The sequence below is a fragment of the Nocardia sp. NPDC051929 genome (assembly GCF_044548645.1).
Lineage (GTDB): Bacteria > Actinomycetota > Actinomycetes > Mycobacteriales > Mycobacteriaceae > Nocardia > Nocardia sichangensis.
The window spans coordinates 117,825-132,155 of record NZ_JBIUCG010000025.1; the positions used below are offsets into that span (position 1 = coordinate 117,825).

The window sequence follows — 14,331 nt, forward strand, 5'->3', positions numbered from 1 at the left end:
TTCTCAGCTGGATTCGGTCGAATCGGGGTGTGGCGGTGGGTGCCGGGTATGGTCGTGCCGGATCTGCTGGCCGTTGCGATAGGACATCCAGCCGGCATTGTGGCTCGCACCCAGCCAGCTGATCCGTATCGGCGGCCCCTCCTCCTTGTCGACCCGCAGGACATGAAAGTTGACGGTGCCAGTGCTCGCATGGACCGGGCGCCCCGGGAACACCCTGCCGAAGACCTCGGCGAAACCGGATCCCGCAACGCCCGCTGCCGCCTTGCATGCCATCAAGACGAACGATTTCGGCGTCTCCAGCGCGGCGGCGAGCCCGGAGGCAAGCGCGGCGCCGAAAGGTTGCGCGGACTGGACGATCGAGGCAAAGGTCCGCCCGTCGACGTCGATGGTCACCCCGGATCGCAGGTTGATTTCGAAGAGGTTCGCATCGGCGTGCGCACTGATATATACCGGTCCATTCTTCCCGTTCGCATAGTCGAGGGCCCACGGCGCACGGACGTTTTCGGTGCGCGACGACTCTTCACGCAGGATTCGTTGCACCACCACACTCAAATCGTCGTCGCCGTCGCGCATTCTGGTGACCACGTTGTGGAAATTCTCCGTCCGCGCCCACAACAGCTCGCCCGCGAGATGGTCTGGCTGATGAAAACTGACGCCGATCGTGTCGCCGTGGTGATCGAGCATCGGGTTGACGAGTACGTCCGCCCCGAAGAAGCCGATTACCCGGTGGTCGCTGGTCACCGCGAAGTACGGTTCCTCACCGAAAAATGCCTCCGTCGACCGCAACTGCTCGACCCAGTCGCCGATATCGGTGTCATTCGCCGTCTGTTCGACGAATGCCGCCCTGCCATCGGTGGCCGGAGCGTCGTACCTCGTCGCGGCGTGGTCGGTCGCGACGGCGTTCAGGTAGGACATCCACCCCGCGTTGTCGCCGACGGCCAGCAGGCCCACCCCGCGACCACTCTCCGCATGGACATCGACATCGCCGCGAGACCCGTAGATCCGGCGGTCGGGGAAAGTCTGGTGCAGTGCGGCCGAGAACTCCTCGCCCGCCGAGCCGTTCGCTACCGCACAAGCGATCATGACGACCGACCGCGACGGACCCGATGTCATTGCCGCCTGAAAGGTCGGCGACGCCTGCACGATGGCAGCGAAGGTCGTACCGTCGACGGCGATCGACCGCCCGGCGCGCGAGCGGACTTCGAAACCGCGGCTGTCGGCGTGCACCGAGATGTAGAACGGTCCCGGCTTGCCCTCCTGGTACTCGGCCACCCACGGAGCCGGGACGAACCGGTCCAACCCGATCCGATTCCGGTCACCGGCGAGCGCGGCGGACCCGGCTTCGCCCGGCCGAGTGCGGAAAACCATCCCGTGGCCGTTCGGCGCGTTCCCCCAGGTACGCAGCACCTCCAACTCGTCGGGCCCGTAAAGGAAGGTGATGCCCACCGTGCGGCCCTGCTGATCGAGGATCGGCTCCTGGATCAGATTCTTCGCGCGGAACCGCACCACGGTGTGATCCGCGGTGCCGGACAACTTCTTTCCACCGCCCAGCTGTCCGAGTACACCGAGGTGCTTCTTCCAATCGATCGGATGCGAGACGTGCGCGACCGCGTGACCGTCGCCCTCGTCGGCGCCGGGCAACTCGACGCCGAGAAGTTCGGCTGCGTCGGCCGACTGTGCCGGTTCCGGTGCCTCCGAATGAGTTCCGACAAGATCGTCGACGCCAGGCGGGGCGAGCCGGTCGAGTCCGAACAGGCCGCGCGCACCCGGACCACAGATCGCGAGGGTGGCGAATTTGTTGAGATGCCGCAGTTCCACGTCCACCACCCCGTCGGCCTGGAAGGTGATTCCGGGCAGCGGAGGTTGTGCCGATCTGTTCGTGCCCCATGGGTTGCGCAGCCGCAACGCCACCGGGTTGCCGTCCTCATCTCGCTGCACGCAGAGTGCCGTGTAGCCGTGATTGCCCGCCAGGCCTGGGAATTGGACGGTGTCGTCGCGACCCCAGTTGCGCGTACCCAGCATCACCAGATCGCCTCGGCCCAAGGCGAAGTAGACGCGTTCGGCGATGTGCCTGCCGGTCTGCTGGTCCAGCTCACGGGTGCGCCAGGACGCCGTCCGGTCCACGGAATCGACGAGGCGCTCGATGTTCGAAGCCCAGGGCGTGCGCTGCTGCGGGCTCAACTCACGGTGCAGGAAGCGCCGGAACCCCTCGGTCGAGCCGGGGTTGTCCGGCCGGATCAGCCGGTAGAACTCACGCACGGCCGCCCACACGTCGTTCCCGTTGCCGGCCACCAGTGCCAGCACCTGCGCGCGATCCGCGTCCGCACCCATCGGATTCGCCTCGCGTGCGCGATGGTCGCGCACCCGACCTTCCCACTCGCCACGCAATGCGCAGACCGCGCGAGCGAACTCGTCATCGCTGCCGGCCAGGCTGCGGAGTTCGTCGATGTCCATCCGCATCGGATGATGGAAATAGGCATCGGTGACCGCCCGGGACGGCTGGAACCGCAATCCGCCGGGCAGCGTGGCGGGCAGCATCGTCGCGGCGGTGGCCCCAGGACTGCCGCCGTCGAGTCCGGCGTAGCCGAATTCACCGACGAAGACCGCGTAGGCCTTCTCCAGGACCGCGGGCCACAACACCCCCAGGTCGGCCGCGTAGCGAGTGCTGTTGTCGCCGTTGACATAGAGATCCTTGGAGACCCGCACCCAAGCCGCGTCACCGTTCTTGTCGAAGAACCGGACGGCGACGGAGTCACCGAGATCGGTCATCATTTCGCGGAGCAAGGGCAGCGGGCTGCGGGCCAGCGCCATCATGTTGGCGGCCAGGAAGCAGTTGCCCAGCGCGCCCTGCCGCACGTCCGACACCCGGGGACCACTGATCTCATCCCAGAGGGGATTGTTCGACCGGCGCAGTTCGGGGACGAGTGGACCGAGGATGTCGCTGTCGAGGGTGTGCCAGGTAGCGGCCTTCGGACGCCCGAGCATCGTCCGGCTCGGATCCGGTGTCCCATCGGAATTGTGCGCGTGTTTCACCGCCACGACGGCACGCGGAGGTAGCCAGACCGGGGTGCCGCCGGACCCTTCGATTCCGATACCGGCACGGGCCAGGAAGTAGGTGGTCTCCCAGAAGAATGTGGCGGCATTCTCCTCGAATGCCTCGGCGAGCAACGTCTTACGGATCCGGATCGGACTGGCGTCGTGCTTCTGATCCAGCGGAACCAGCCCGATGTATTCGGCGCCGGTGCCGGGATGGCTGAATGTTCCCTGCACGGCGCGCCAGCCGCTGCCGACGTCGAGCCGGTGCGCGGTACCGAGTCCGTCGATCAGCACGCATCGATCGCCGCGAACGAACGCCTCGGCGGCCGGGGCGACGTGCAAAGGCAACGCCCCCAGGATTTCCGTGGTCGGTGGGTGATGCTCCGCCGTCGCAGCGGGTGGGCTCGCCGTTGCCGTCGAGCCGGCGTCCGGGTCGGCGAACAGCGCGGCGAGTGCGTCATCGCCCCATCGGATCTCGGCGGTGTCGGCGAGCAAGCCCGCGCCCGGCGCCGGGTGCCGGGCATCCTCGGACATATCCTCGAGATCGGACAGTTCCTCGAGACCGGACCCGTCGCGCAGCCTGCGTCCGCGCACCGCGTGATCGAACGCGTCGTCGAACATGTTGCGGATCAGCCACTTCCACAGGCTAGCGGCGTTCGCGACCGCTTCGGCGGAGGTTACCGCCTCGACCACCTCGGTGGCTTCCTGGTCCGAGGAAAAACGCAGCGGAGCGCTGAGCGTGCCACCGGTGGTCGATCCGGAGCCGACCACGCCACTCGAAGCGGCGGCCGGGCCTGAGTAGCGAGTGGACGCGTGCTCTGTTCGAGTGCCGTCGCTGTGCAATGTCACCCAACCGGCATTGCGGTCCGCCGCGAGCAGGCGATAGTCGACATTCGGCCGTGCCGTATAACGCATAGTCGACTGCCACACCGAGGTAGCGGCGGCATGAACCGGCACATGCGGGAAGTTCTGGTGTAGCGTGCGCGCGAACTTCGTCGCCGCCGAACCCTTCGCGGGTTTGCAGGCCAGCAGAACGATCGAGGTCGCCGCGCCGGTGCTCAGCGGGCCTCGCAGTCCCGGTGACCACTCGACGATCTTCGCGAACGTCGTACCGTTCACCTCGAGCGTGGTTCCGGTCCGAAGCCGGATCTCGAACGTGTTCGGACCCGCGTGGGCGGTGACGAAGACCGGTCGGTGTCCGGTCCGGGTGAACTCGGCAACCCACGGCGCGTCGACCACCTCCTGTCCGACCCTTTTCGGACCGTCGAAGGCTTGCTTCCCGGTCTGCCCCGGTTGGGTGCGCACCACCTTGTCGTGCCATTCCGTCGCTGCCGCCCAGCGTCGATTCGCGTCGAGTTCCAGATCGCGGTTCTGGAAGCAGACGCCGGTCAATGCTCCGGTCGAGCCGAACATCTCGTGCGCGACGACGTCGGCGTAGGTGAAATTGATCGGCAACTCGAAGGCGTTCTTGCCGTGCAGGACGTCCGGATCGTTGGATACCCGCCACGAGTTCAGATACGTGCGCCAGCCACTGCTCACCGCCGGGGTGACGAGTGCCCCGGACTCCGCGGTGGTGTCGGCCACCGTCTCCTCGGCAACCTCGGGCACCACGCCGGTCGGCGTCCCCGTAGACCGCCCGGGTGACCCACTCACCGCGGCGGACGCATGCTTGATCGTGTTCTGCTGCACCACCTTCGCGCCATCGGGACCGATGGTGACCCAGCCCCGGTTGTCGTTGACACCGAGAGTGGCGATGGTCTTCTGCGCCTTCTTGACGCCTACCCGCACCACGCCCGCGCCCGCGTGCACCGGGGCGGTGGGCAGCAGATCGCGCATCGCCAGGGCGAAATCGGTCGCCGCCGTCCGCTTGCCCGCCTTGCACGAGATCAGCACCAGCGACCGGTCCGTCGCCTGACCACCTGGCCCCAGCGCCTCCCGGAAGTCCTCGGCGGCCTTCACGATCTTGGCGTAGTTGGCACCGTCGACCCGCACCGATCGAGTCGACTCCTGCTTCGTCCCCTTCTTCCAGATGATCTCGACCATGAACCCCTTCGAGTCCGCGTGCGCGTCGATATAGACCGGACCCGGACCGTTCTGGGCATAGTCGGTCTTCCATGGCGCGTCGACGAAATTTTCGCCGAATTCCAAGCGCCGCTTGGTGACCTGGTCCACGGCCTGACCGGTATCGGTCAGCACCACACTGTCCTGCCCGGATGCCGCGCGCGCCCACTTGATCGCCTCGCGCTGCCCCTCCGACTCGAGGACGAACGACACTCCGATCGTGGTGCCGTTCTTGTCGAGCAGGGCTCGGGTGAGTACGTCCGAGACATCGAACTCGGTGTGCCGCTTGCTCGCGCCGCGCACGCCTTCCGCAGTGGTCGTCGTCAGGGGCGAGCTCACCGGTGGATCGAGGACTTCTTTCCATTGCCGCACGATCGGATTGCGGCTGGAACCCAGTGAATTCGACCCTGCGAGCTCGGTGGCGGCGGTGGTCGACGATCCGGTCGCACCGGTGGGATAGCGGGTGCCGGCGTGCTCGACCCGGGTGCCGTCGCTGTGCAAACTCACCCACCCGGCATTGTTGTCGGCGGCGAGGTAGCGGTAACGAACAGTGGGCACGGCCGGGTTCTGCCAGTTGGAGATCCAGACCGCGCTGGCGGCGGCGTGCACCGGCGCGGCCGGAAACCTCTGGTGCAGCGTAGCCGCGAAGTCGGTGGCCGCCGAACCTTTCGCAGGCTCACACGCGACCAGCACGACCGAGCTCGGACCGCCGGCGGCGCGCGCGGCTTCCAGCGCCGGGGACTGCTCGACGAGCTTGGCGAATGTAGCGCCGCTCACCTCGAGCGTCGTTCCGGTTCGCAGCCGGATCTCGAAGGCGTTCGGACCAGCGTGGGCGTTGACGAAAATCGGTTCCCGGCCGACCCCGCCGTATTCGGCCGCCCACGGCGCCGCGACGACCTCGTGCCCGACCCTGGTCTGACCAGCGAAGACATCCTTGCCGGTTTGACCGGGCCGGGTACGCACCACCTTGTCGTGCCACTGTTGCGCACCCGCCCAGCGCTCGGCCCCCTCGATCTCCGACTCGACGTGCTTGTAACTGACCCCGATCGGCGTCCCCGCCGGTCCGATCAGGTCCTGGGTCACCACGTCGGCGTAGGTGAAATTGACCGTCACGCCCAGGAAGTTCTTGCCGTGCAGCGCATTCGGATCATCGGATGCGCGCGACGAGTTGAGATAGGTTTTCCATCCGCTGCTGATCGCGTGGTCCGCCTGCCCTGGCTTGTTCACTATCGGCGGGGCCGTGTGCGGGAGTACCTTCCAGGGAATTCCGGCTGCATGGAGCTGATCCCGCAGGGCTGATTCCGGCTCCCACTTGAAGACCACATGATCGATGTCGGCACTGGTGACGCCACCGTGCACCTGCGCCTCCACATACCCCCACTTCCGGAAGTCCGGATGCGTCAGGTCTCGCCGCAGACCGACATGGGCGGCCGGCAGGCCGGGCCTGCGGGGCGGGTAGACGCCGAAGGACTCCGGTGCGGGATCCTCGAGGCTCGAAGGATAGACATTTTGCTTATGCTCGATGGAATCTCCCACGCACACCGTCGTGCGGGCCCGCACTGCGGACTTCAGGACCACCACGGCGTCGCCGTAGACATTCAATCGTTCGTCGTTCAGCTCGCCGACCGGCTGTTCACCGCCGACGCGAACGTACCCGTAGACGGCCCGCTTATCGATCGGATGGTCATTCACGTCATGGCCGAACCAGCGGGCTTCGAGCAGCGCTCGGTCATTCATTCCGGTGTCGGTGTCGCCCAGATCGAATATCGTTTTGAACCGGCCATCCCGCAGTACTTCCAGCAGCGACTCCTCGAAGATCCGCACGGCGATATCTTTGCCCGCGAGCGCCGCGACCAGCTCGGCCTTCATCTCCGCGCGCGCCGTATCAAGCGAAATCTCGTGCTCGGCAGCAAGTTTCGCCGTGTGCCGATCGATGCTCCCCAGCTGTTTCGCGCGTGCCACAGCGATGGTGCGCTGCTCCTCCGGCAGTGTCGCGAAGTGATTCTCCAACTCGTCGTGCAATGCCTTCCGCTGCGCCGTCAACTTGTCACGCAGTGCGGAATCGTTGCGACTGGCTGCGATCTCGTCGGTCAGCTCCGCGAGCCGCTCGCCCAGCACACGACTCCGCGGGTCCGCGAACACTACCGCCGGCGCGGGTACGTGGCCGTTGACAATCGCCGCTTCGGGGACATCGTCACGCTGGAGCGGGCCGGTCGCCCGGCGTGGCGTCACGCCGATCCGATTCGCGTCCACGGACAACCAGCCGACAGTCGACCCGCCGTACAGCGTGAACTTGGTCGAGTCGAGCGGATCAGGACGTCCGTAGACGGACCCGGCGGGCAACATCGACGTTGTCCCGGCGGTGACGACATGCGCCCCCGTCGCCGTCGAGCTCACCACCACCGTGCCGTCATCGCGCGTCCGGGTGGTGAAAAGCTCAGCCACCAGTGCGCTGTCGAGCACCACCGGACCGGAGTCCGGATGTTCGATCTCGTGCACGAGGTTCTGCTCGTGCGAATAGGTCCGCACCACCGGCATTTCCTCGGTCCCGAACGCGACCAGATGCCCAGTTGTATCGGCTACGAACAGGCCCGGGAAGTCGACGACGGCGAGCGGCGCCGGCGGACCGAACTGATCGTCGCCGAACAGCTGCGGCAGTTCGGTACCGCTCAGGTCGTCCGACAGCGAACCGGTAGCCGACTCAGAGACATCGGCATCCTGCTGCCCGAGGTCCGCCCGCTGCTCGTGTATCGGCGACGGGATATCCAGGTCCCGTGCGGATGTGTGTGCTGCCACGCTCGCGGGGACGGCGGTCGGCGGCAGCACCGTGCGGCCCATCCGCCGTGCGGCGTTTTCCGCTTGCAGGTGCGACGCCGCGGCCCGCACCGCGGCCTCGGCGGCTTCGCGTTCGGCCGTCGCCGCCCGGTGCGCGTCCTCCGCGATGGTGTAGTCGCCGAGGGCCGCGTCCCGGACCGTGCGGGTTTGCACGGTGCGACGCAGGTCATCGGCATGCTCCGCGCGGTCCTTTGTGGCCAACGCCTCATCGAGCCGGACGGTCGCGTTCTCATGGCTGGTGACCGCGTCGGTGTAGCGGATTATGGTCTGGGCGTGGTGCGGAGCGGTGGCGAACAGCGCGTCGTCGGCGGCCAGGAAGTATTCGACACTGCCCTGCTGGCCGTTGCGCGCAGCGCGGTTCTCGGCCTGGATATCGATGTCACGCACATCCGACTTGCCCGAAATGCTGACATGCAGGCCACCGGCCGCGTTGACGGCGTCGCTGATCTCGATATCGACGCCACGGCCGCCTTGACGGTTGATGATCAGGATCTTGCCGAGCTGCCCCGCCTTGTCGAAGATCGCTTTCAGGTCGGCTTCCGCGGTGGGGCCCCGGTCCGCGAACCACCGGGCATCGACGACCTCGTGCGGAATATTCGCGAGCTTCAACCGGGCCGAGATCTCGGCGACCTCACTGTTGCGGTTGGTGATCACCAGTTCGGGACGCGCCTGGGCACCGTGCCGACCGATGAGTTTGTCGGCGATCGCATCATGCTTGGCCGACTGGTTCGGAGCCAGATTCGCCTCGAGAGTGTCCAGTTTCGATTCCGTGAAGCGCGGAACCGTGACTACCGGCTTCATCCCGTAGTTGTCGACCAGGTGGCCGGACACCCCCTCGGCCGTGCCCGAAGCGCCCGAGAGCCATTCGTACCGCTCCGCGAGCATGGTCTTGGCGGTGAGGCTTTGTGAAGACACCGAGTCGCCCCGGATCGTGATCCCGTGCTTGGCCTCGATCGCCTGAGCCAGACCGCCGTTCCACCGGCTCTCGGTCGAGGTCGCCGGATCGAACATCACCTTGTGGGTGGTTTGGTCGATGATGTAGACCTTGTCGACGCCGTCGCCACCTCGGTGCACGATGTAGTGGTCGTTCTCGACGAACTCCCAGTGCGCCGATGCGGCGGAATTCACCCGGTCGATCTGGACGGCGAGGTCGTCGGGGCTCGCGCCGGGATCCTCCTCGGCGAGCAGTCCTCTGACCTTCTCGGCGCCTTCGGCGTTGAGCTTCGCCGGGCCGCCGACCTGCCCGTCCGTCCGATCGAAGTCCGCGGGGCTCAGATCCCCGGAAGCAAGCCGATTGTCGAGGAAGTGCCGAGCCGCCATGATGCGGGAGGCGATATGCGGATCCGCGGCCAGGCTGGGGCCGTCGGAGATGATCCAGGTGGTGTCGGCGTAGTACAGCGCCTCGTCGAGCTCGTCGATGACGGCGATATCCCCGCGCATGAACTTGCCGCGGAGTTGCCCGAATGCCGCATCGTCGAGGGTGCCGATATAGATAGTCGGCTTCGCCGGATCGAGGCCGGTCTCGTCGGCGCCGTTCGGATTCATCCTGATCACGTTGAACACGTCCGGACCGAGCACCCCGAGAACCTGTTTGTACAGATTGACCGCGTCGTTGGCCAGAGTGTCGCGAGTGGTGAAAACGTGCACCGAGTCACCGGCGGCGGCCTTCAGAATCGAATCGGCGAGGAAGACGAACGTCTTACCCTCGCCCGCCTCCATATTGATGGGGCCCTCGCGCATTCCCATCGTGCCCATGACCTGGGTCCAGCGCAGGACCTTGCCCGGCGCCACCTCCGCACCGTCGTCGTCGAACTTCGTTGTCCCCCGCCGGATGGTTTCGACGGCGGCGGTCACCGCGCGGTGATATTTCGCAGCGCTTTCCGCGTCGCGCGCATCGTGGTGGACGCTGCCTCGCAGCGCCTCCCGCAGGTCCTCAGGTGTGGCGTTCTCCCAATCTTCACGCCTGTACATCCGGGTGATGTCTTCGGCTTCCCGGAGGAAGTCCCGCTGCGGCTCATCGGAGACGGCACGGGTGACCGGCTCGGGCAGCTCAGTCGAATCAATCTCTGTCGCAGACGTCTTTCGCGAAGTCAGCGTCGGTTCGACGGCCTGCGTCCACCCCTCGCGATCGGAATCGGTGTACTTGCGTCCCTGCTGGTCGTAATGGGCCAGGTCGCCGTAGATCCCGAGCTTTTCCAGCGCGGCTTTCACCCGAGTCGGCGAGGGCTGGTAGGCACCTGCCCAGTCGTGCACTGCGACCATTTTCCCGTTGACGAATTGCGCTTGGAAAGCCACGTAGACGCCCGCGTTGTGGAATTGCTCGTGGTGCATGTTCTTGCCGACGTACCAGTTGCCGTCATGGTCGCCGACCACGGTCCGCATCGCGGGCGCGGATATTTCGGCCCAGCGCCTCAGAATCGGGCCCTGGCGCGGCACCTCGATCGTCGTGGCGCCCTTGCGCGGGATCACGTCCGATCCGGGATCCGGCTTACCGTTGGATTCCGGATCGGAGGCTTTGGACCAGAGGCCGTCCTTGTCGATCGTGTACCGGTGATCGGGCAGCTCGTCGGTGTTGAACCGGAACACACCCCGGGAGTTTCGTTCGTCGTAACCGCGGACGCCGCCGCCCGCGCCCTCGCCGAGATCGTCGGCGTCGGCCGTCTTCTTCTGGCCGAAGCCAGGGCGCATCGGCAAGTCGCCGTCCTGGAATGGCCGGAACAGCTCCCGGCCTTCGTGCGGGGACTTGTTGCCACGGAGCATCTGCATTGTCTGCTCGAAGCCCAGGACTTCCCGGATGAAGGCCTTGCCGCCCGGCCAGGCCGGATCGAGCAGCGATGTCTCGACCAGCCGCCAGCGCAGGCCGGTGGCCTCGTCGATCCTTCCGACGAGAGCCAGGTCGTCGCTGACGCCTTTTATGCCTTTGGCGCCCGCGCGGGCCCGCGGTTCGGCCACGGGCGCGGCCGAGGTTTCGCGCGCCGGAGCCTTCTCCCCTTTGTCGCCCTGGGGATTCGGAGCACCGGCTGGTTCCTTGACCGGCGTTGTCTTGTCGGATGCCGCGGCCGAATTCTCAAGGGTCGGCCGGGTTCCCTGCGTAGCGTCCGGCCGGTTCAGGGACACCGAATTCATCTCGGGTTGCGCGGATTCCGCACGCCGCTGGACCGGGTTCGACGGCACCTCGTCCGGCTTGGTCGCGACGGTCGAGTCGGCTTGTTTCGCTTGAATGGACTCCGGAGCATCGAATGCGCCACCCGCCCGCGGTTGCGCACGCGCCGAGTGGTCACCGGATACGTCGTCCTTCGGTGCCGTCGGCACGTTGTCTCGGCTTGCAACAACTTTGGTGTCCGCGCCACGTTGGGCGGATGGCGACGAACTCGTGGACTTGTCCCCGCCGGTGGCGTTCGACGCCGCCTGCTGGGATGCGGTTGCCGCGTTGTGTGGCTGCGGTACGAGCTGACCGCCGTCGAGCTGCTGCGACGCGGGCCCGGCCGTCTCGGAAGACTGCCGTTGTGCAGTCGATTCCGATTGTTCATGGTTCGCCAGCGCGTGACCGGTGTTCGGTGCGGAAGAGTCGTCACCACCCGATTTCGCGGACGACGACTGCTGCGACAGGTTGTCCTCGGCGGTGTTCCGGTGCGTTGAGCTCACGATCGAGTCATCGGTCTGGTCACCGCCCTGGTTGGATGCCGAGGACCCACTGCGGTGTTCGGACAGCGATTCGTTCGGCTGCGCGCCACTCCCTCTCCCCGCGTTGCCATTCGGCGAGTCCGAAGCGCTCTTGGGTGCAGCCGCGGGCCCGGTATCCGAGGCCGAGGGCGGCACTTCGGTCGGTGGTGTCGATCCGGCCGGTCTGCGCGGGCCGCCGACGGGATCGACGTGCACTTTGCCGCCGCCGGCGCCGGCGCCACGCCAACGTCCCGCGCCGGAGCTGAACGCGCCCGCGGCACCGGCGCCGAGCATCCTCGGGTCCAGTTCGAATTCGCCACCGTTGATGACCTGGTTGGCGATGCCACCGCCGATCATTCCGCCGACACCACCGGCGCCGCCCTCGACGGCGCCGCGCATGAGCTGCTGGAACCTGCTGTCGAATTGCGAACGGGTGATCTTTCCGCCCAGGAGCTTGAACAGATCACCACCGAGCTTGCCGAACATCGCGCCGAACGCACCACCCAGCGCGCCGCCCAGCGCCGCGAACCACAAATCCTTACCGTTGACACCGTCGCGATGTCCGGCCGCCATCTGTCCCAGCTGGATCAGGAGCGTCAGAATCACCTGCTGCCCCATGGCTTTCAGCGCGGCGACGAGCATCTGCCGCAACAGCTGCTTCAGGTATTGGAAGACAATGCGGTACCACCCGATCAACGCCGCCTGCGTCGGGCCGGCGGTCGGCGGGAACAGCCACGCGAGCGCGATCTCGTAGACCAGCTGTACGAGGCCGACGATGATCATGATCTTGTTCTGTTGAATCGCGCAACCGACCTGATCGCACGAATCAGCGAGCTGACCGAGCGATTTGGCGATAGCTTGCAACGAGGCCTGATCCGACTCATCGGTGAGGTTCCGCAGGGTGCGCGACATGGCCGAACCCGAACCGGCCGACGGATACGCCGAGAGGATGTCGTCCACCGCGTCTTCGATAGTCGAGACCAGCCCGGTCAATCCCGCCGAGGCTTCCGACCAGGCGTCGGCGAGGGCGAACATGCCGTTCTCGCTGCCCTCCGGCCAAGCGCTACCGGCGACCCAGCTCAACCACCGCAGGTCCTCGGGCAGGTTGATATCGGATTGCCGTACCGCATCGGGAATCGACATCACCGGCCGCCGTCTCGCGGACCGAGCCCATGCCACGGGTCGGCAGCGTCGGGCTCGGGCTCGAACTGCTCCTCGACCGGCGGCTCACGACGCTCTTGCCGCTTCTCCTTGCCAGAGACCGACTGACCACTACTCCCCATCGCGGGCGTCCCCGGCATCCCCGGCATCGCGGCCTGGGGCAGTACGCCCGCACGCGACTGGGCGCCGATGCCACCGGCTTTCGGCACCAGCTTCTCCCCGTCATAGGCCGCCCCGAGCACCCGCGGCAGCGGCGCCGACGGAATGCCTCCACCCTTGCCGCCGGTCGCCGGACCACCGGTCTTGTCAACTGGCACACCCGTTCCCGGATCGGTCGCGCGGTACACGTTCGGACCGAGAGCACCGGGGAGCGCGGGCGCGCCGGGGTGTGCCGGGACGCCGCCGAGCGTCGGTCCCGGCATCGGGAGTGCGTCGATCGGGGTCGAGGAGGAAGCCTCTACGCTCAGTGGCGTGGCAGGATCGGGAGTACCGGTAGCCGCGAGATTCGGCGTGGAAGGCCCGTTCGGCCGGTCGGCATCCGGGTCACCGGCCGAGGAGCCAGCGGGATCAGAACCACCGCCGGTGGATCCACCCGAATTCTGTCCGCCTCCATTGCCGGACTGCTGGTCCTGATCACCCGGCGGCGGGCTGGACGGGTTGTTGTTTCCGGTGTTCTTGCCGAAGTTCGGATCGGAGCTGAGCGGGCCCTTGTACGGACCGGGGTCGCCACTGGCGTTCTCGTCTACGTAGTTCTTCAGAATCCACTGGGCGTAGAGGTCCTCGCCCGCGGCGAATGCTCTGCCCGCCTGCTCGATTGTGGTGCCATAGTTGACCAGTAGCTGTCCGAAGATCGGAATCGCCCCGGTGGCGTCCGATTCCCGACTCGCGTTGCCCACCAGCGCTTCGGCCGATGCCGAATAGCCTGTCGCGCCCTCGGCGAACTGTTTACCGAACTCGTCCGCCCCCCAGGGACTTCCCAGCCGCTGCAAGGAGTCGCTCAGTGTGCTGAGAATGTCGAACAGACCCTTCGGCGCGCTCGGCAGTTCGGCGAGCCGCTTACCCTTGTCGATCAGATCCTGCGGGTCGACCTTGATCGGGTCGCCACCGGAGTTGTAATTGGCCCGGCCGCCGTAGGGGTTCGAACCGCTGTTGGGCTTGCCGCCAATGTTCGGGTTCCCACCGCTCGGGCGGTTGTTGACCGGTGGCCCGCCGCTCGGCCCCGCACCGCCGCCTTTCGGCGCGGGCTTCCCCGAGCCGCCCTTGCCGGACCCGCCTCCTGGCGCCGGGGCGCGATCGTCCTTGTCGCCCTTCGGATTCTTCTCGTCTTTATCTTCCTTATCTTTGTCGTCCTTATCCGCGTCCTTGACGCGCTTTCCGTCTTCGGGCTTGCCTTCGCCATCGAGATCCCAGGGCAACCCCGACGATTGCCAGTCCTCACCCAGATCCAAGAACGACAACCCCGCCGGCAACTCGAACCGCCCCGACTCACCGAACAGCGAAAGGAACGGGTTGCTACCGGCGTCAGGGTTAGGTGCCACAAGGCGATCGTGCCGTCGCCCTCGTGTCGCTCGCGCG

Annotated in this window: 2 protein-coding genes; both read right to left on the reverse strand. The window is 66.6% G+C overall.

Annotated features, from left to right (window positions below; translation table 11 throughout):
- Positions 1-3 precede the first annotated feature (3 nt).
- A complete protein-coding gene (locus ACIHAX_RS30345) occupies positions 4-12,738 on the reverse strand; it encodes a C2 family cysteine protease (protein ID WP_397280986.1) in 12,735 nt (4,244 codons plus the stop codon).
- Positions 12,738-14,294 (reverse strand): hypothetical protein, encoded by a 1,557-nt coding sequence (locus tag ACIHAX_RS30350; RefSeq protein WP_397280988.1) that lies wholly within the window; start codon positions 14,292-14,294, stop codon positions 12,738-12,740. The genes ACIHAX_RS30345 and ACIHAX_RS30350 overlap by 1 nt, the downstream gene beginning before the upstream one ends.
- Positions 14,295-14,331: the final 37 nt, after the last annotated feature.